This is a genomic window from Nostoc paludosum FACHB-159 (genome assembly GCF_014698835.1).
Lineage (GTDB): Bacteria > Cyanobacteriota > Cyanobacteriia > Cyanobacteriales > Nostocaceae > Nostoc > Nostoc paludosum.
In genome coordinates this window covers 1-21,402 of record NZ_JACJTU010000053.1, presented here as the reverse complement: position 1 = coordinate 21,402, position 21,402 = coordinate 1, and the positions used below count along the sequence as shown (strand labels likewise).

Below are 21,402 nucleotides of genomic sequence, written 5' to 3'. Positions count from 1 at the left end.
GGAATAGTAATACTTTTGCCTCCTGCTAGAATTACGAATTACGAATTACGAATTACGAATTAACCGCGAATATACACCTTCCATTTGCCACAATTCTTGATGAGTGCCTTGTTGTATAACCTTTCCACGTTCTAGAACAATAATTCGATCGCAATCGCGGATAGTGCTTAATCGATGGGCGACAATTATGCAAGTACATCCCCGGCGACGGAGATTTTGGTCAATGATTTGTTCTGTTTCTGCATCTAAGGCGCTGGTGGCTTCATCCATGACGAGTATCGAAGGGTTATTCACTAAAGCACGAGCAATTTCTAAGCGTTGTCGCTGACCGCCACTTAAGTTAGCAGCACCTTCTATGAGTTGGGCATCCAATCCACCAGACATAGAAAGAATTACATCAGCGATCGCGGCATCTTGGCAAGCCCGCATCAGGTTTTTATCTGGTATAGTAGTATCCCACAGTGTTAAATTGTCCCGAACCGTACCGCCAAACAGCAAAATTTCCTGCTCCACCATTGCCACAGAGTTAGTCAACAGTTGTTGGGGAATCTCTTTCCTGGGTTGACCATCAAAGCAAACTTCACCAGTCCAAGGTTGATAAAGTCCGCTCACCAATTTGGCTATAGTAGATTTTCCAGAACCACTTCCACCCACCAAAGCTATCCTTTGTCCTGGTTTAATCGACAAATTAAAGTTTTCAATTAGTGGCAATTCCAAGCGGCTATAACCAAAGGTGATATTCCGCAACTCCACATAACCCTGTAATTTAGCAAGAAGGGCAGAGGTGCAAAGGGGCACAGGAGAAGAATTTTCTATTTGCTCCCCTGCTCCCCTGCTCCCCTGCTCCTCTGCTTCCCCCAAGGAATTATCCAGCACATCATCCAGCCGAATCAAATTCCCCTCTAATTCTTGGAGAGTAGTACCAAAGTTGACAAGATTGTTTACGGGTTGTTGAAAACCCAACATTAAACCTTGAAAGGCGATGAGCATTCCAATGCTCAGATGTCCATCCATTACCCGTAAACCACCAACTACCAACAACAACATCGAAGAAAGGGCGGATAACAGCGCGGGTAATACTGAAAATGTCTGGTTTGTTACTCCTAGTTCCTGCTGAGAATTGAGAGCTTTGGTGTAATAACCCGACCACCGCGAAAAGAAATCTGACTCTAGCCCTGATGCTTTGAGGGTTTCAATACTTTGGAGTGCAGCAATGGAAGCCCCAGCGGCTTTACCGTATTCTTGTATCAATCTTTGATTAGCATCTATGCGTTGACGGGAAATCCACTGTAAAGTTAAGACGTTGACGGCGGCAAAACTCACCGCAATTAACGTCAGTACCCAGTCGTATTGCATCATGACTAAGGCATAAAATACCACCATGAGCGTATCAATGATTGTCGTTGCTAATTTTCCTGCCAAAACATCAGCAACTTGGTCATTGAGAGTAGTACGGTTACTAATTTCTCCAGCAAATCGTTGAGCGTAAAAGCTCACAGGTAGCCGCAGGATATACCAGAGAAAACGGCTGGACATACCCACGGCTAGTTTAATTTTCAATCGCCGCAGATACCGCAACCGTAATAGTGTTAGCGATCCTTGGAGTATAGCAGCGATCGCCATTGCCAATAACAAAGGACGCAACCATAATTGTCGTCCCTGCACCAAAATGTCATCGACAAACACCTGGGTGAACACGGGAACTACCAACCCAACTACAGTTAACAAAAATCCCGCGACTATGGAGTAAATTAAGGCATCCCCAGCACCCTGTAGCCGCGACCACAAAGATAAAATCATGCTGGGTTTACTACCACCTTTAGTAAACTTGGCGCCTGGTTCCATTACCAGCACAACTCCGGTATACCCCTCGTCAAATTCCTGTAAAGATACATGACGCGGCCCGGTAGCAGGGTCATTAAGATAAACTCGCTGTTTGTTCCATCCCTCTACCACAAGGAAATGGTTAAAGTTCCAAAAAACAATATATGGCGGACGCAGTTCCCATAGGTGCTTGAGTTCTTTTTTAAAACCTTTAGCTTCGAGTCCATAGTTTTTGGCAGCTTTCACCATGTTAGATGCCTTGCTGCCGTCGCGGGAAACTCCGCAATCTCGCCGCAGTTGTGGCAATGGTACAATGCGATCGTAGTAACCAAGAATAATTCCCAAAGCAGCCGCCCCACATTCCACTGCTTCCATTTGTAGAAGAGTTGGCGTTTTTACCCGCAACTTTCCACGTGACAATAATTTTTGTAAGTACTGCCAAAGATTAATCGGTGTTACTAAAGTAGATTTAGTAGATACCACTGACAGACCTCAAGATGGGTAAAACAAAAGTGATGGGAGCGCGTTCTTCCACCTTGACTCGCACAACAGTGGTAGTTCCAGAAGAAATTTTCACGTGTGGCCCCCCAGAAGAAGACCACTTGTACCCACTTGGCGTTGTGGAATCTGGCTCTATGTCAGAAAATACTTGTATCAGTCCTTGTTGTTGAGACACCAAACCTTCTACCACTTCTGCATTCCCCACTTCATTAGCGGCTGCTTCTTTGGTAATGGGAAAACGTGAAATGCTGGTGACATTACCCTCAATGCCACCAAAGCGTTCCCGCTTCACAGTTTGGGGAGTAATTTGAATTGTCATCCCCGGCTGAATCTTCTTTCCATCAGCAACGGAAAAATAGGTAACGCCAACTAGCTTGTTTTTGGAATTCTCCACCTCAATGGTTGCTAAGCGAGTTCCAGCGTTGACAACTTGTCCTGGTACCAGCGTGATTTCTAAAATGCGCCCAGAGTATTGGCTAATAATCTGGCTGTTATCGCCTAGTTGCAGTTCCAGTTGTCCAATTTCCCGTTTAACTTCTTGAATCTCTTTTTTGCGGGCAGTTACACTTTCCAGGTCTTGTTGAGCCACAGAAGCCTGTTTGCTGTCCAATTCCTTCAATTGAGCTTGCAAGTCAGAAATTGTACTTAGGTTTTGACGATAGTTTTGTTCCGTTTCCGTCTCCTTGACATCTAGTTCCTTTAATTGGGCTTGGATGTCAGCAATTTTTTCCAGGTTTTGCAAATATTCTTGTTCAGCTGTGAGAGCTTCATCACCAGAAATCGCCCCTTCTTTTTTGAATAGCTGTCTGCGAATTTCCATTCTTTGCAGAAAAACAGGAGTCAAAGCTTCGGCTTGCCGCAAGCGTTGTTGTAGACCTCGGCGTTGCTGAGCAATTGAGGTGTTGCCTTTGGTTTTGAGCAAAGGGGTTATAGCTTGCAGTTCCAGTATCCGTTGCTGGAGATACAAGCGTTGTTGGTGTTGCGACCTTTGTTCTTGTTGGAACCTCTGCCCTTGTAGCGAACCAACTGCTTGGTCTTGTGACTGAAATTCTGTCAGCTTAGTCCGCTGTTGTTGCAGTTGCTTGCGGAGTTCAGCTTGGTCAATAGTTGCTAATACTTGCCCCTTTTTAATTGCATCCCCAACTTTGATATTGAGCGCCATTAATTGCCCAGCACTTTTTGATTGCAACGGCACAACATTGCTGGGATAAATCAGTACTCCTCGACCCTCAACGGTGATGGGAATGCGACCGTAAATACTCCAGATAACAGCTACTCCCACAATAGAACCCAAAGCGGCAAGAGGTAGCCAACTTCTGGGGCTGACCACCTGCATGAGTTGGTCTAGTCTTTCAGGCGAAGATAGACGCTCTAAGGATTCTTTGCGGAATATAGTACGTTTTTGGTGGAGCATTTTTTGTTTGACAGTGTTTGACAGTGTTTTTATGCAGCCTCAGCTTTTGGATGAACACCTAGCAGTGAAGAAAACTTTTGGGGTAGATGTTCCCAAGTGGCTGCATCTCTAGCAACCTGCTGCATAAACAATTCTGAGTCTGGCAAATCAAGTTCTTTGCACAGCACGATTAAATCAATCACAGTCGCATACCAGAGCAATGGCGTATCAGCGCGTCCCTCAGATAAGAACTGGGATACTCGTTCTAAAAATAGAACAACATCATTACTAACAAATGCCTTCTTAATAAAAAACCAGGCATTTGCTCGCAGATGGCACTGACAGTTACCATTCATTTGTAACTGTAAGTTATTAGAAACAACTGCGAACAAGTTACCGACAACCTGACGGTTCTTTCCTGCCAAAATCAGGGCAACCTCACCAGTAACTTGGGCAAACATAGCACCAACAAGCTCTGCTGGTTGACGCAGTACACGCTCATAACCCCAATTTCCAGGAATGGGCAAAACTTCCAACTTTGCTTCCAGATAGCTGAGAATTTGACAAGCAAGCTCGATAGCTCCTTCAAAGTTCATACAACGTGCATCAACACGCACAAGATTGTGGATGAGTTGAATACGATGTATAAGCAAAATATTGTATTTGTATTCTTCCTCTAAAATTTCATCAACTGCTAATGCAGCATAAATTCGGTTACGAGCTTGCTCGAAATCACTACGACAATAGTCGAGATAGGATTCTGCTTGCTCTAAGAAAGATTGGTAAAGTAAACTACCTGAAAGTGAAAGCTTATCTAACTCAAGGAGTACACGCGCCGCTGAAAATGCACGTTCAGCTGTTACTAAATCTCCCCTGCGAGTGGCAATTAGACCTCGCTCGCGAGCATTATTAAACTTATTCATCAGAAGTTTATCAGTGCGCGGCAAGCTCTCAGTCACAGGCTGCATTTTGCGGCTGAATAAATCACCAGAAATCTCTGGTGTAATTTGAATAGGCTTTGCACAACCTCGCTGATAATTTTCCAGCGTAGCCCAAAATAATTTACTGTAAGAATCAGTTATTAACTGACATAAAATACTACCCATTTTTCTCGCTGTTGTTTTAGGTTAAATTAACAAGGGGACAGGCGAGTGTAGCTGGGTCAAGTGTTTCAATTCCACGAAGCCAAGGAGCAAGACGACCTGGTATTAGCTTTAGCATTCCATCTGGCTGTAAAGAAGCAATTTTATTTCGTTCATCGTAAAGAGCTACTGTACACTTTCCTACATCACCATTTGAGCGAATTACCAAAGAATTTGGTTGTGATGCATAACAGATATGTGAGTGTGCAAATAAACTTTCTGATGGTGTAGTTTCCCCAACTAACTTGTTTTTTAATAATTGAACCACCTGTTCTTTTTCTGCTTCAGATAATATTTTTATAGATTCATCATTAGAACCACCTAGACGTTCAATAGCCTTAAAAAATATAGAAAATCTAGAGTCAGAAATAAATTCTTTTTTAATATTATCTATTAACGGTTCGAGCATTTGAATAGTATCCACAGTGAAGTGAATACGAAGTACAACAGAAACTGGTAATGAACTATTACGGATTGCTAGCAAATTCTCCCAAATTTTGTCATAAGTGCCACTACCATCTGCACGAATTCGGCTTTTGTTATGTATTTCGCGAGGCCCATCAAGAGAAATTTGGTAAGATTTAATTCCTACATCTGCTAGAGCTACGGTTGTATTATAATCTAGAAAATATGCATTTGTTGTCATGTCACCTTCATAACGTAATTTAGGATACTTACGAGTTAAGTTCATCGCATATTCAGAAATTTCAAATACAATATCTTTAGCAATTAGTGGTTCTCCGCCAAACCATGATATTTGTAAGTGTTCTAAATCGATAGAGCGCCTATCAATTAATGCTTTAACACCTGTAATGGTTTCTTCCTTCATACGTCCCACTGTAAAATCTTCATAACAGTATGTACACCGAAAGTTACATTTTTCTGTGGGCATTAATATAAGTTTTAAATAGCGATTTGATATTAATGCTGCCCGCCGCAAATTATCAAAATTGCTTTGAGTGAATGGAGAAATTGTTGCAGTCATGGAATTATCCTTATAATGAGCGTCAAAATTAGTGAAAAGAAAAAAGCAATGCAGTTTAGGGATTTCCAAGAAATAATTGTATATTTTTTTATTTGGAAGTCCCTTACACGCAGCGAAAAAAGATCATTTTTAGCTACAAAGCTTAATATTTTTTAGCTTTGTAGCTGTTATTCTCAATCCCAAAAGTTAATATTCATATTAATCTTGTTGGGGTTTTAAATAGCAATATTTGAGAAATACTGGTTATTGACAAACAGTACTCCTTAACTTTCACAAATTATTCTGCTTGTAATGCAGCTTGGCTTACTTCTTTTGTACTGGGACATTGGCACTGAGAAGAATTAGTGGTGCTTGGACAATGGATGTTAAGACCACTACCAGATACTGCCTCTAGTTCTTCTAAGCTTAATTCATCGGTCATCTTTCCTAACTCAGGATTGTTAATTACTACTCTTCCTGTTTCATCAATATTTACAAGTTCTCTTGATTGGTATGGTTGGATATTTTCATTGGGGTTAGACATTATGTACTCCTAATTTGATTAGTTAAGCTCAGATTTTTGAGATATATAACACTTAAAAAGCTGTTTGTATTAGCTAATAAAAATCTAATTTTGCAGTCAAGACATGATATTTCCCAACTGTACAAATAAAATCATCTTAACTAATGGCGATCGCAAGCTTTTTTAGTGAAGACTAACTCTTAAATCCTGTAATAACAATAAGCGGTAAAGCTGACATAAGAAATACACAAATTTTAGATAAAGCTCTACTTTTTTAAGTTTTATTATTTACTCTGCTAAATTCGTACTGCTAAACATTAATAAAATAAACTTTAGCTCAATTTAATAACTAATCTGAGCTAAATAAATCAGAATTACCACATTAAATAACCTCGGAATCCTTAAGAATGTTCTTGTTCTATACAAAGTTTAGTATATCCAAGACTTAACTTAGTTCCGAAGAACATACTTAAGGAGAATAAACTATGCTTACTACACAGAAAATTTGCCGATTAATTAACCACTAAAATTTGATTGTAATTGTAATACCAACGCTTACTTCTGCTCCTCCAGATACATTTTCTAATTCGTTATCAGATAACTCTTGTTCGCTACCAGATTCTGCAACAATAATTTGTATGTCAGAAGGAAGAAAACCTAATCCAATTTCTTCAAGAGTAAGTCTAGGATTGGTAATTAAATTATGCTTGAAAGACTCGTCTTGTTGAACCAAAGTAGCTAGTTTTGCTTCAATCTCTTGTTTGCTCATTGTTGTAGACATTTGTGGCTCCATTGGAGAAATATAATTATTATTAATTAAATAATTATAAAAATAAAATAACAATGCCTTATTTTTGACTCAGACTCACTTTTTTTTAGATTATTTCAATATATTAAATTTTCTTTAACTTTTATTTAATGTAATTTAATAGCAGTTTAAGACTTTTTATAGGAATCCGGTTTGATTTCTGAAATTCTCTATGTAGATAAGTAAGAGTCAATAGGTAAGAGGTTTATAGAAGATTAAAGGTTAGGGAATTTTGTTCAAAAATTAAAGACGAGTCTTATATAATTCAAGTACTATAGGAATCAGGTTTGATTTCTGAAATTATATATGTGGGTAGGCAAGAGGCAAAAGACAACAGGCAATAAGATTTTCGGAAATTGAGGTGTACCGAGTTTTTTCATAAATCAAATATGAGTCCTATAGTATTTAAATATTAACACCAACCCAAAAAATAAAAAAATGTTAGTACTGCCTAAAAATTGCACATTGTTATGTGTACAAATTTTACAGTAATTTATAATTGCTAAGCATGTTAATACAAGCTTTAAGCGTTGCAAAATATGGTGTTATACAATAGCTAAAAGAACTAATCAATAAGTATGTTATATCGCTAATAAAGCCTGCATAAAATTTTATTAGTGTATACAAAATTGATTGTCATTTTATAACAACATATCCAAATCAAAAACAAAAAATAGGGATAATTATCATGAACAATCAAATCAAAAGCTATGACGCTATACTACAATGTTTGTGGGCTGACGAAAAACTAAAAAATCAGTTCATTGCCAACCCCAAACCTGTATTTGCTGAGATGGGTGTTCATGTTTCTGATACAATTGAACTCAAAGTTCATGAGGATAGTTTAGATTTAAAAAATTTAGTTTTACCGTTAAAATCAAAATTTCAAGGAAGCAACTTGGCAGAATCTGTACCTGTATTCCAAGCAGTAATACAACGTGCTTGGCAAGATGAAAATTTTAAATCTCAGTTGCTACAAAATCCTAAAGACACAATTAAAAAAGTAATAGGCACAGATTTATCCGATAATTTAAAAATTTGTGTTTACGAAGACACACTAACTATTAAACATCTTGTTGTGCCAGTTAATACTAATAATGAAGAGCTAAATGATTTAGACTTGATGATGGTTGCAGGTGGTATCGGACATACTATAGGCCTGGTTATCAATGATATTTTATGAACATTTTTGACTCCAAAATTCTAACATTTTTCAATTGAGTTACATAGGTTATTCCTCAATTTTTAACTTAGGGTGTTCGCGTTTTATCGAACACCCTATAACTTCAGAAATGGGAAATAAAATTATTTTTGTTTGTAGGATAAAAAAATTAAATTAACTCTATGCAACAATCAATATATTTATCTCACAACCAATATACATTGAAGCCTCAGAGCATTGAAACACAAGAATTAGAAAATGCTACCCTCCATGCTAAAGAAAGAGCGATCGCAGCACGTCAAATGATTACTCCTTGGAAAAAGTCACAGTCACTTTATGAAATTGGAGGTTGGGAAAGCCTATTTGAAGAATATATTAGCCAACCTTTGTCTCCAATTACATCATACAAGGAATTTGAAACAAACTATGAGGAAGCTGCTAATGTATCGCAAGATGTAGTGGACTCAGTAAAATTGCCATTATGTCCTAGTGGACAACCAAAAATAGGTGACACTGTTGTGTTTGGTGTAGTAGGAGGTACTGTCGAAGCAGCAAGCATCACTTATTTAAAAGAATCTCAGCCAGTTACAGAGGAAATTTTAGCTTTATCAGGCCCGGTTAAACCTACAGAAATTTTTAGGATCGCATCGTCTTGTCAAGCTAACGCATGTCAGCATTTTGATGGTGCAAACTGTCGTTTAGCCATGCGTATCGTTGAGCAGTTACCAACTGTTGTGGAAACTTTACCAGCTTGCCAGATCCGTTCTAGTTGTCGCTGGTGGCAACAGGAAGGTAAAGCAGCGTGTTATCGTTGTCCACAAATAGTGACCAATAACAGTTACTCATCTCAGATTCTCCACGAAGTAGCATCCGATCGCTCTTTTCCTAAAGTAAGAAAACAGACATCGAAGCAAATTCGGTAAATCCAATCAAACCAAAGCTTACCACGAACAACCAGAGGACGAGACATTAACCATTGATAACAGTCCAGTAGGGTGCGTTACGGATTTCATCCTAACGCACCCTACGTATATTTTCACGCAATCAAATAGTAGCCCTATAGCAATCCTTCCAACGCCGTCCCCACACCCGGTTCAATCGCATTGCGATCGCCCATCGGCTGAGTACAATTCGTAATGGCGATCGCATCTACGTGTTGCAAGCAGGTAAGGTTGGGGTAGCTGAGCGCGTAAGTTATGGGTACGTAATTTACAACCTGTTCACTTGCAAGGTTAGCAATTTATACTGAATAGACCCTAACAATACAGCAAACGCTTGAGTAATTTATGATCGAACTGGAAGGGTATAAAGTCCTGACAGAACTGCACGCCAGCCCCAATTCTCAGGTTTATCGAGGATATCGAGAGTTAGATCGACAACCAGTAGTCCTGAAAGTTCTGCGGCAAGAATACCCACCCCCAGAAGCGATCGCCCGGTTTAAACTTGAATACGATCTGACGCGCTGCTTTCAAGCGCCTGGAATTATTCAAGCCTACGACTTGAAAAAATATCAAAACACCTTCGTGTTAGTTTTAGAGGATTTTGGTGGACAACCTCTGCGTGGGTTACTTAATCAATCGCCTTTACCAATACAAAATTTTTGGTCATTGGCTATACAAATAGCAACAGCTTTAGAAGAAATTCACCAGCAACAGATTATTCATAAAGACATTAATCCTGGCAATATTCTGCTCAATCCCAAGACTCAACAAACGAAAATAATTGACTTTGGGATTGCTACTAGGCTGTCACGGGAAAATCCCACCTTGCGAAATCTGAATGTTTTAGAAGGGACTCTGGCTTATATTTCTCCTGAACAAACAGGACGGATGAATCGATCGCTTGATTATCGCACAGACTTTTACTCTTTAGGAGTTACTTTCTACGAACTATTGACCCAGCAATTACCTTTTATTAGCGACGATCCTGTAGAACTAGTTCACAGCCATATTGCCAAACAGCCGATTCCGCCCGATCAAATCAATCCCCAAATTCCGCCAGCGCTTTCGCAAATTGTGATGAAGCTGCTGGAAAAGACCGCCGAAGCACGTTATCAAAGTGCTTTTGGATTGCAGGCAGATTTAAAGCAATGCCTTGAGATGTTCAATAGTACAGGGCAAATTCTATTATTTGAACTAGGACAGCAAGATCGCTCCGGTAGATTTCAAATTCCGCAAAAACTGTACGGACGAGAAGCACAAGTGGCACATTTGCTCGCAGCTTTTGAGCGAGCCAGTTACGGACAAAGCGAAGTGATGCTAATTGCAGGTTATTCTGGAATTGGCAAATCAGCCCTGGTGCAAGAAATTTATAAACCAATTACCCAACAGCGGGGATATTTTATTTCCGGGAAGTTTGACCAGTTGCAACGTAACATTCCCTACAGTTCTTTAATTCAAGCATTTCAAGCTTTAATTCGCCAGCTGTTAACTACCAGCGAAGCAGAAATTACCACTTGGCGCGAAAAATTATTAAATGCTCTTGGTGTCAATGGTCGGGTAATTATTGAAGTGATTGCAGAGGTGGAACTGATTATTGGGACTCAGCCACCTGTTGTAGAACTATCACCCAAGGAAGCACAAGCTCGGTTTAACTTAGTCTTGCAAAACTTTATTAAGGTGTTTACCCAAAAAGAACATCCTTTAGTGATGTTCTTGGATGACCTGCAATGGGCGGATAGTGCATCACTCCAACTGATTGAGTTGTTAATTAGTCAAGCAGACAGTCAATATCTATTGCTGATTGGTGCTTATCGCGATAATGAAGTAGATAAAACCCATCCCCTGCGGACAACGATCGCATCCTTAGAACAAGCAGGGGTAACTATTCACGAACTGACCTTAACGCCCCTAGCATTGCCCCAAATTCAACAACTTTTGAGCGATACCCTCAACAATGCAGATTTAGCAGAAGTTACTCCTTTAGCAGAACTGCTTCAGCAGAAGACCAACGGCAATCCCTTCTTCATGAATGAGTTTTTGAAGTCGCTGTATACAGAAGGATTGCTACAGTTTAATTTCACTCAACGGACATGGCAGTGGCAACTGGCAAAAATCCAGGCAGCGCAGATTACCGATAACGTAGTTGAGTTGATGGCGCTGAAAATTCAAAAGCTGCCAGCAGCAACCCAAGAAGCTTTAAAATTAGCAGCTTGTATTGGTAACACTTTTGATTTGCATATTTTGGCGATCGCTAGCTCAAAATCCCTCGCAGATATAGCTGCCCAACTCTGGGAAGCCTTGCAAACAGGACTAATTTCACCCCAAGGTAATGACTACCAACTCTTGCAAGTTGCCGATGGAGAAGTAACAGCCTTGACAAATTTGGATGTAGTATACAAATTCCTCCACGATCGCGTCCAACAAGCAGCTTACTCACTGATTCCCACTGACGAAAAACAGGCAGTACACTTGCGGGTTGGGCAACTATTATTACAAGGCATTACCCCCTCCAAACAAGAAGAAAAGATTTTTGACATTGTTAACCAACTGAATTTCGGCATCGATTTGATTACAGATGCTCAACAGCGACAGGAACTAGCTCAGTTGAACTTAACAGCAGGTAACAAAGCCAAAGCCTCAGCAGCATATCAGCCAGCCTTGGATTATCTGACAATGGGGATTAACTGCTTAGCAACTAACTGTTGGCAGGAACAGTATGAATTAGCTTTGGCATTGCATACCGCCGCCGCCGAAGCTGCCTATCTGGGTGGGGACTTTGAGCGCATGGATGCACTCACAGAAGAAGTACTGCAAAAGACCAGCAGCACAATCGATCGGGTGCAGGTTTATGCCATCGAAATCCAAGCGGCCATCGCCCGCGATCGACTTTTGGCAGCTTCTCAACTCGGCCTACAAGTGATGCAACTTCTGGGCATTCCCTTAGCTCACAACCCCGGTCAACCGCAAATTATACTAGGATTGTTAAAAACTAAACTCGCTTTGGGAGGTAAGCAGGTACACACCTTAGCCGACTTGCCAAAACTCACCAATCCCACAAAATTAGCGGCAATTCGCATCCTTGCTAGTATCGCCTCGGCGACCTACTTAGCAGCCCCGAATGTTTTTCCTTTGACCGTCTTTAAACAGGTAGAACTATCTGCTAAATACGGCAATGCGGCGGAATCAGCCTTTGCCTACGCTACCTATGGCTTAATTCTCTGCGGCGTTGTGGGAGATTTGCCAGGGGGATATAAATTTGGTGAGTTAGCTTTGAAAGTGCTAGACCGTTTTAATGCCAAGCATCTGCAAGCAAGAACTTTATTTGTAGTTAATTCCTTTGTCCGCCACTGGCAAGAACCACTCCAAAATACTATTTCTTCACTGCACGCCGCATTTCAGATTGGGCGCGATACTGGTGATACTGAGTATGCTGCATTTTGCGCCAATACATGCTCTATGCATTCCTATTTTAGCGGTCAGAATTTAGCTGAATTGGATGAATGTTTAGCTATTTACGGAGAGGCAGTTCACCAGTTTAAGAAACAACCGATTTTTACTCTCACTCAACTTTATCGCCAAGTAGTTGCTAATTTACAGGGCAAAAATGCTAATCCCTGTCAATTAGTTGGAGAATTTTATGATGCAACCGTTATGTTACCCCAGCATATCGAGGGTAATTATCGCACAGCTATTTTTTATGTTTATACTAATCACTTAACGCTGAATTATTGGTTTGAAGATTATGCCACAGCCGTCAATAATGCTGATTTGGCAATTCCTTATTTGGATGCGGTTATAGCTTTATATATTGTGGGATGGTTCTACTTTTATGACTCACTAGGACGACTGGCTTTAGCCTGTTTTGTTAATGCAGCAGAACGTCAAAAGTTACTCCAGCGAGTAGCAGCAAATCAGAAAAAATTGCAAGTTTGGGCAAAGTTTTCTCCTGTAAACTATACTCATAAATTGGCGTTGGTAGAAGCAGAATGGCATCGGGTACATGGAGAATCTAGTCAGGCGATCGCCTGTTACGATCGAGCCATTGCCTTAGCCCAATCAAATCAGTATTTGAATGAAGCGGCGCTCGCCAATGAATTGACTGCTAAATTTTACTTGGCTGAAAACAAATTTAAGATTGCCCAAGTTTATCTGCAAGAAGCCCGCTATCTTTATTTGCAGTGGGGAGCGATCGCCAAGGTGAAAGATTTAGAAGCCAAGTATCCGGAAATTTTTACGCGCTCTCCAGAAAAAGTTATTAAATCGTTAACAACCACTAGTTATAACCAGACCAGCCTTACAAGTACCAGTCGCTCAGAATCATTGGATTTAGTGACAGTTATCAAAGCTTATCAAGCCCTTTCCGAAGAAATTCACCTAGATAAACTTTTATCTAATTTAATGCGAATTTTAATGGAAAATGCCGGAGCGCAACGGGGGTTTTTGCTGTTGGAAAGCAAAGGTAAATTTCTGATTGAAGCTCAAGGAAGTGTTGGTGAAAATAGGATTCAGGTTTTAGAATCACTCAGTATTGAAGATAGCCAAACTCTCTCGACAGCGATTGTTAACTATGTAATTCGTACTAAAACTAATGTAGTCCTTAACGATGCCATCCACGAAGCAGTTGACATTGGGGAATTCATCAAAGATCCTTACATTCGCCAACATCAACCGCGATCGATTTTGTGTACTCCCTTGATTAACCAAGGAAAATTAACCGGAATTGTATATTTAGAAAATAACTTGACAACAGGAGCATTTACCCCAGATCGCTTGGAATTGCTCAACCTGCTTTCAGCACAAGCCGCGATTTCCATTGAAAATGCCCGTTTGTATACGGATTTAGCCGCACTCAACAAAGCTTACGAGCGCTTTGTTCCGCGTCAATTTCTGCAATTCCTCAATAAGCAAAGCATTATAGATGTGCAATTAGGCGATCAGGTGCAGCGGGAAATGTCAGTCTTATTTACCGACATTCGCTCCTTCACCACCCTTTCAGAAAGCATGACTCCCGCCGAAAATTTCCGATTTATTAACGCCTATCTCAGCCGCATGGAGCCGATTATTCTCCAACACAATGGCTTTATCGACAAATATATTGGTGATGCCATCATGGCCTTGTTTGCCGGAGATGCCGATGATGCAGTACTAGCGGGAATTGCCATGTTGCAGACCTTAACAACCTACAACGAAGAACGCCAAGCCAGGGGTTACTTACCAATTCAAATTGGCATTGGGATTAATACTGGTTCGCTAATTTTGGGGACAGTCGGCGGGATGAATCGCATGGATAGTACAGTGATTAGTGATGCAGTTAATCTAGCATCGCGCATCGAAGGATTGACCAAAACATTCAACGCGCCACTCCTAATTACCGACCAAACTTTTCAACGCTTACAACATCGCGATCGCTATGGTATTCGTGTAGTTGGCCAAGTGAAGGTGAAGGGTAAGGCCAATGCTGTGACTGTTCATGAAGTGTTTGCCGCCGATCCCCCAAAAATTGGTGCAGGCAAAACAGCTACCTTAGAGATATTTGCGTCAGCATTAGCGTGTTATGAACAACAACAATTTGCAGTAGCAGCCGAATATTTTCAAGATTGCTTACAACAAAACCCTTGGGATCGAGTCGCAAAGATGTATCTTGAGTGCTGTCAGCTAGGACAACAAACAGGATCGATTTTTACCGAGATAGTTAACTTTTAAGGGACTAAACACTAGATATAGATGTACATTGAGGTTGGCTGGATTTAATGTTTAACTATTGTCTCCTGTTCTAAAAATAGGTTGCCAATATCAAACAAAAGCTGCATAGTACCTCGATAGCCAACTTTGGTAAACTGATTGGCATCTAAACGGTCAAAAATGGGAATACCTTGACGAATTAGAGGAATTTTTAACCGTTGAGCGATCGCAACTGCATGAGAATTAGTAACGAGCAAATCAGAACCAACCGCCAATTGCTCAAAGTCTTCTAAATCACCAATGGTAACACTAGGAATAGATAGTTTTTCCAGTACAGGAGAGCGCGTTGTCGTGACTGCGGCGTGAATTTGCACTCCCAGCGATTGCAAGAAAGAAACTACTGACCACAGTAAATCTGGTTCCAAGGCTAAAGCAACTCGCTTGCAACCAAAATAAAAGTGATTTTCTAACATCACGTGTTGCAACTGACGGCGCTGATGGCGGTATTTCTCTGGTACGCTGACACCGCTAATATCTGCCAATGCTTGCAAGAATGTATCAACCGCTACTAATCCTGTCAGTTCGCCAAACACCTCATAAGGAATGTTGAATCTTTTTTCTAAAATTTGTGCTGCACCGCGCATACTTTCACCTAATGCCAAAGTGAACGCAGAACTGCCAATTGAGCGCAACTGTGCCAAAGTCGTGCCATTAGCTGTCATGACACCAGAAGAATCTTCTATATGACCATCTAGGATGCCAGAAAGGTCAGGTACAACAATTGGTACAAGTCCAAAGGAGGTAACAATCTCTTTAATTTCTTGTACATCCCCAGGAGTGAAAGCAGAACTCACCAAAATTGTGATTTGTGTTGGGCAAGCCTTTTGCTTTGAGCATTTTTCAGGAATTTCCTTAACTATACTCTCGACTGCACTAGCAAAACCATCCTGTAATGTACCTTTAAAATCTGGTGTAGAGACAAGCACAATTGGTAAATAATCTAATTCTGGATGGCGGTGGCGAATCTCCTTGACAAAGCGTTCCATGTCATCACCTCTAGTTTCCACAAGCCCAGTAGTACAAAGACCGATAATTTCCGGTTTTGATTTCTCTACCAAAGTAAGAATTGCTTGTTCAACTCTCTCCTCACCGCCCAAAATCGTTGCAACTTCCGTCATCGCTGTAGTAGAAAGCGGAATCGTCTGATGAAAATGTTGTACTAGCACCGTCTTTGTCAAAGCTGTACAACCTTGAGAACCGTGTAATAAAGGCATCATTCCCTTAACGCCTAAAAAGGCTAAAGTTGCACCTATAGCTTGACTTTGCTTGAGAGGATTAACTGCTACTGATGTACTCGTAATACTAACAATTGCCATTAGATTTCCTCCAATGAATTTTCTATTTCCCACGGAGCAGGCTGGCGTACTTGCTCCCACACAGGATTATAAAAAGTTGTATATAATTCTCGTGCCAATTCCAATATTCCTGTATAACCTGTATAGGCATGATTTCGTTCTATATTAATGTCTAAAAACGGAATCTTAGCTATTAAAGCAGCCTCTAGATAACGACCATCAGTAATTAAAATGTCAGCTTGATAATTATTGATTAACTGCAATATTTTTTGAGGAGTTTCTGAGTTTAAGATGCTATCTTTACCAAGCAAACTTTTGATTGTAATTAATTCTTCTTCTGTATTATTTTTAGTACAGATAGCAATAACTTCCATGCCTAATTTCTGAGATGCAAAGATAATCAACCAACTCTTGAAGCTTTTAATAGAAATAAGAATACGTTTTCCTTGCAATCGTTTACGATAAGGAGCGAGTTTTTCTTCTAAGGCGATCGCTTCTGATGCAATTAACTTTTCGGTACGTTCTACTAAATCAGTATCTCCTAAATTTGCAGCAATATTTCTCAAGCACTGATTAATTTGCTCAACACCATAAATAGACTCCTCAATATATGGAATACCATAGACTTTCTCCATTTTTTTCGCTACATTAATTAACGCTTTTGAGGATAGTACAACGTTAAGCTTGGCATGATGAGCGTAGCAAACTTCTTTATAGACAGCATCGCCTGTAATTTTTGATAAAACTCGGATACCTAATTTCTCTAACAACGGTAGAAAGTTCCATATTGCACCTGCGATATTGTACTCACCAATCAAGTTAATATCTAATGGTGTAGTAACATCTGGTCGGGCTGTTCCAATAACGTGTTCTAGCAATGCTTCGCCAGCAACACGACTGCCTCCTTTTTCGCTACCAATAAATCCAGGACAATGCACAGGAATAATGGGTATTCCTATTTTCTCAGTCACATCTTTACAAATTCCTTCGATGTCATCACCAATTAAAGCAGTGATGCAGGTGGAGTAGACAAATATCGCACTTGGTTTGTAGCGTCTTTGTAATTCTAAAATGCCTTTGTACAGCTTTTTCGCTCCACCAAAGATAATATCACTCTCATCTATGTCAGTAGTAAAGCGTATTTTATAGAGCATTGAACCAGAAGAAAGACTGGTGTAGTTTCCCCAAATACTAGCAGCACAGCCGCTTGGCCCGTGAACTACATGAGCAGCATCCACGATTGGTACTAAAGTCATCATTGCATTATCAAAAGCACAACTTCCTTGAGCAGTTCCAGGCTGGGGTAATTGTGTAGAAGGCTTTTTTTTCTGGCGTTGCTGTTGGTTTTCGCCATTTGATTCACTCAGTGAACCATTAATTTCTCTGGGTTGAGGATTCATTTTTTTACTGAAAAAAGATAGAAGTGAACAGGTGTAACTGCATTCCAAATAATCGAGGAAAATTTTTAGTTAATTGGTGGTGTTTTTAGCATGAGATAAAAGGGAATGAAAAGAGAATTTTTCATTCCCTAGATAATGACCAACCAATTACTAAAAGGAGTAAACAAAAAACCACGAAAGCGTAACAGATTAATTACTCAAAATAGCAAAGCTGCAATTGGGATTAATCACTCTGTTATTTGTAGAGAACTTATGCTGATTTCATTGATTGAACCTCCATATAATTTTGATACTTAGAGAAAGTGGGCTAATTACTCACTTAATTGCTTTGTTCTTCAAGAAGTTATGCTATTTCTTAAACAAGAACAAAAGTCAAACTTTTTTAGCTACCAGAAACTATTTCCACATTGCCTTTAGCAAGTGCTTCTAGTGCTTCGCCTTGGGCGTCTTCTTGCTTTTTAGCAACTTCTTCAGCAGCTATGCTGACACCAGCTAGTTTTGCAGCGTTTTCTTCACTTTCGAGAATACCGAACTCAATCAACAATTCTTCTAGCTCGTCCATTTCAATGGGTGTGGGAATAGCAAGATTTTTATTGTTGATAATCTTGTCTGCTAATGTACGGTATTCATTAGCTTGGTTACTATCAGGCGCATACTCGTTGACAGTCATCCGGCGCAATTCTGCGTGTTGCACGATGTTGTCACGGGGGACGAAGTGAATCATCTGGGTGCTTAATCGAGATGCGAGGGTGGTAATCAGCTCGTCTTCCCGATCGGTTTTGCGGCTGTTACAAATCAGACCACCCAAGCGTACACCACCCGTGTGAGCATACTTGAGAACGCCACGAGCGATGTTGTTAGCAGCAAACATCGCCATCATTTCCCCAGAGGTAACGATGTAGATTTCTTGCGCTTTTCCCTCCCGAATTGGCATAGCGAAACCACCGCACACAACGTCACCCAATACGTCGTAGGATACGAAATCTACACCGCTGTAAGCGCCGTTTTCTTCTAGGAAGTTGATGGCGGTGATGATACCCCGACCGGCGCAACCTACACCCGGTTCTGGGCCACCAGATTCTACGCATCTGATACCTCGAAAACCTTCTAGTACCACTTCATCAAGTTCTAAGTCTTCGACTGCGCCTCGTTCAGCAGCCAAGTGCAGCACGGTGGTTTGAGCTTTAGTGTGCAAAATCAAACGGGTAGAGTCAGCTTTGGGGTCACATCCGACAATCAAGATGCGTTGACCAACTTCTGCCATAGCGGCTAGGGTATTTTGGGAGGTGGTAGATTTACCGATACCGCCTTTACCGTAGAAAGCAATTTGTCTAATTTTGTCGTCGGACATGATGATTTTTCCTGCAATTGTTGTTTGGTGGGTCTTTTGATTCGCTTCACACTGTCAAGTTACAGATGTGAACTCGTTAAGAACGTCGTTGTTGGTGTTGTATGCACCGGTGGCGATCGCTCTACAACAAAAACATCTACTATTGAATACATACGATTTGTTGTGAAATTTTTGATTTCGTTTGTTCTGATTAACAGACCTGCCTTGAAAATAGGGACTGGGGACTGGTGACTAGGAAAGAAATATTTTCATTCCTTCGTTGTGAATTGTGTTCATGGAGTCTCTTGCATAAATATTTTTTTCTCTCACGCAGAGGAGCCACTGCGTTGGGCGGGTTCCCCGACTTGTACTCCTTCGGAGAACCCGTAGGGTAGCAAGTGGCGTCGCGCAGAGGCACAGAGAAGAGAACACAAGAAAGGAATTTTGCAAGAGGTCTAATGATAAGATTGCATCAAATGTACGGTTTGAGATGATGCGTTACGGTACATTTGTAACTCTCACTAACAGTTCAGATATACTTCTTTTCGAGTCTTCAATGGATATTGCAAGTATTTCCAAACTCTCAGTTATATGAAAATCAGTTGAAGACTTGTTTTTTAGAATGAGGGAAAGACATCGGGACGCACAAAGATTTCAATCACAACTGAAGTCGGACATGATATATCAGATGATTTCTTTGTCAATAGAGGCAATTTACAATCCAAAATTCTATAAAAGCGATCGCAGCAGGAATTCAAATTTACGCAAAGCTTTTCCCGAAACCACACAACCAACCTGACAAAAGCGATCGACTCTAAACAGTTGCTACCACTTCCCCAATTTTGCTGATATCGTAGCCACCGAGAATTTCAAATTGTGAGTGAACCATCCGATGTCCCAAAGTACTAAGTAACTGCTGTACTGGTGCTTCTTCCAGATATTCCTTGAGAATCACTAAATCATATCGTGATTGATGTAGAGGAATAAATCCCAGCCCAAAGGCAGTAGCTACAGATGCAGTACCCATTCCTGCATCAGCAGCTCCTAATGCTACTGCTTGAGCAACATCTTGGTGGTTTTGAACAATATAGTTAAAACCTTGGACAGCATGGAACGGTATTTGCTCTTTTTGGAGTGTTTGTTCCAAAAGTAAACGAGTACCAGCACCGATTTCGCGGTTGACGATAGTAGCTCCCTGTGACACTAAATCAGTCACTGTTCTGATTCCCATTGGGTTGCCAGACTTAACCAAAAGTCCCTCTTCCCAAACACCCAAGGTAATCAAAACTGCTTGCCTTCCAGCCAGAACATCTCGAACAAAAGGAGTATTATACTCACCAGTTTCAGTATCGTAGAGGTGCATCCCAGCGATGTGTGCCTCACCTCGGCATAGGCTGTGCAATGCAGACATGCTGTTGGCGAAGTTAAATTGCACTCGCAGTTGGGGATGCCAACGTTCGGTAGCCCTCGCCCATAATGAAATCACGGGCGCACAGCCAGCAATTACAACGGTATTGTGGAGTGTTTCCAGATTATCGTCTAAGAGCCTGACTCGAACTTTATCTATATTTATCTGACTCTCATCCTCGCCCTCACCAATGAGGTGACTTAGGGCAACCGCCTCACCATCAGCGGGAATCATATCTTGGCGAAATGCATCCTTACCAATTAAGGGATAAGCTACCCATTGCCCTCCCACCCTAGCCAGACTAACTCGCGTCTGGTGGTCATTTGGGACGGGTTTGGAAAGTAGTGCTTCAATTTCAGGTAAATCCCGCTCTAACCAGAATAAATCCTCAACTTGACAGCCAAGTGCCTTTGCTAAGCGAAGTGTTATGGCTACTGAGGGAGCGTATTGTCCCGACTCTACACCACTAATAGTCTGACGAGTCACACTAGCTAGGTTAGCCAAATCTTGTTGACTCATGCCTAAGCGAGTTCTAATTGACTTCAAGTTGTTACGGAGATCGTTATCCTGCTTCATTGGCTTAAGCTTCTGTAAGTTTCAAAAAGCCGAGCGCGGATTTAACTTGTATCTGCCAAGGCGAAAGCATGATTTTGCAGTTTATATCATTTCTCTTAGAAGTCATGATTTTGCTTTCGCTGTTTTGATTCCCTCTATTCAAAGAATATCACACAATTTGCAATTTTCCTGGCAAAGCGCAATTTTTTTTGCGGAAGATTAGACCTGACTTGAAAATAGGGGCTGGGGACTGGGGAATAGGGACTGGGGAATAGGGACTGGGGAGATGGGGAAGTGTGGGGAGAGAGGGGAGTGTGGGGAGTGTGGGGAGTGTGGGGAGTGTGGGGAGTGTGGGGAGTGTGGGGAGTGTGGGGAGTGTGGGGAGTGTGGGGAGTGTGGGGAGTGTGGGGAGTG

14 protein-coding genes are annotated in these 21,402 nt (G+C 41.0%); 3 read left to right on the top strand and 11 right to left on the bottom strand.

The window, feature by feature from the left end; genetic code table 11:
- Positions 1–45: 45 nt before the first annotated feature.
- The 6 genes from H6H03_RS32170 to H6H03_RS32145 all read right to left on the bottom strand — a co-directional run bounded on the left by H6H03_RS32170 (position 46) and on the right by H6H03_RS32145 (position 7,128).
- Positions 46–2,307 (bottom strand): NHLP family bacteriocin export ABC transporter peptidase/permease/ATPase subunit, encoded by a 2,262-nt coding sequence (locus tag H6H03_RS32170; RefSeq protein ID WP_190959097.1) that lies wholly within the window; start codon positions 2,305–2,307, stop codon positions 46–48.
- Positions 2,294–3,739, bottom strand: coding sequence for an NHLP bacteriocin system secretion protein (locus tag H6H03_RS32165; protein WP_190959096.1), 1,446 nt, complete (start codon positions 3,737–3,739; stop codon positions 2,294–2,296). The genes H6H03_RS32170 and H6H03_RS32165 overlap by 14 nt, the downstream gene beginning before the upstream one ends.
- 29 nt (positions 3,740–3,768) lie before the next feature.
- Positions 3,769–4,824, bottom strand: a complete 1,056-nt coding sequence (locus H6H03_RS32160; protein WP_190959095.1) for a hypothetical protein — start codon at positions 4,822–4,824, stop codon at positions 3,769–3,771.
- 16 nt (positions 4,825–4,840) lie between these two features.
- Positions 4,841–5,845: a radical SAM protein gene (locus H6H03_RS32155; RefSeq protein ID WP_190959094.1), complete on the bottom strand. Its 1,005-nt coding sequence runs from the start codon at positions 5,843–5,845 to the stop codon at positions 4,841–4,843.
- Between the two features lie 277 nt (positions 5,846–6,122).
- Positions 6,123–6,368 (bottom strand): hypothetical protein, encoded by a 246-nt coding sequence (locus tag H6H03_RS32150; RefSeq protein ID WP_190959093.1) that lies wholly within the window; start codon positions 6,366–6,368, stop codon positions 6,123–6,125.
- 502 nt (positions 6,369–6,870) lie between these two features.
- Positions 6,871–7,128 (bottom strand): bacteriocin, encoded by a 258-nt coding sequence (locus H6H03_RS32145; RefSeq protein ID WP_190959092.1) that lies wholly within the window; start codon positions 7,126–7,128, stop codon positions 6,871–6,873.
- Between the two features lie 715 nt (positions 7,129–7,843).
- On the opposite strand from H6H03_RS32145, the gene H6H03_RS32140 reads away from it, so the two are divergent.
- The 3 genes from H6H03_RS32140 to H6H03_RS32130 all read left to right on the top strand — a co-directional run bounded on the left by H6H03_RS32140 (position 7,844) and on the right by H6H03_RS32130 (position 14,961).
- Entirely contained in the window at positions 7,844–8,338 is a 495-nt protein-coding gene (locus H6H03_RS32140) for an NHLP leader peptide family RiPP precursor (protein WP_190959091.1), read from the top strand.
- 161 nt (positions 8,339–8,499) lie between these two features.
- Positions 8,500–9,240 (top strand): hypothetical protein, encoded by a 741-nt coding sequence (locus tag H6H03_RS40735; protein ID WP_242057882.1) that lies wholly within the window; start codon positions 8,500–8,502, stop codon positions 9,238–9,240.
- A gap of 363 nt (positions 9,241–9,603) precedes the next feature.
- Positions 9,604–14,961: an AAA family ATPase gene (locus H6H03_RS32130; protein ID WP_190959090.1), complete on the top strand. Its 5,358-nt coding sequence runs from the start codon at positions 9,604–9,606 to the stop codon at positions 14,959–14,961.
- A gap of 44 nt (positions 14,962–15,005) precedes the next feature.
- Here the strand turns inward: H6H03_RS32130 and nifN are convergent, their stop codons facing one another.
- The 5 genes from nifN to H6H03_RS32105 all read right to left on the bottom strand — a co-directional run.
- Entirely contained in the window at positions 15,006–16,316 is a 1,311-nt protein-coding gene (gene nifN, locus H6H03_RS32125; protein ID WP_190959089.1) for a nitrogenase iron-molybdenum cofactor biosynthesis protein NifN, read from the bottom strand.
- Positions 16,316–17,695: a nitrogenase iron-molybdenum cofactor biosynthesis protein NifE gene (gene nifE, locus H6H03_RS32120; protein WP_190959088.1), complete on the bottom strand. Its 1,380-nt coding sequence runs from the start codon at positions 17,693–17,695 to the stop codon at positions 16,316–16,318. Before nifE ends, nifN begins: the two co-directional genes overlap by 1 nt.
- Positions 17,696–18,077: 382 nt before the next feature.
- Complete coding sequence (gene nifH / locus H6H03_RS32115) at positions 18,078–19,046, bottom strand: nitrogenase iron protein (RefSeq protein WP_190959087.1); 969 nt, start codon at positions 19,044–19,046, stop codon at positions 18,078–18,080.
- A gap of 793 nt (positions 19,047–19,839) precedes the next feature.
- Positions 19,840–21,009, bottom strand: coding sequence for a substrate-binding domain-containing protein (locus H6H03_RS32110; protein ID WP_190959086.1), 1,170 nt, complete (start codon positions 21,007–21,009; stop codon positions 19,840–19,842).
- A 134-nt stretch (positions 21,010–21,143) separates the two neighbouring features.
- On the bottom strand, positions 21,144–21,402 hold a 259-nt coding region (locus tag H6H03_RS32105; protein WP_190959120.1), incomplete at its 5' end, for a hypothetical protein.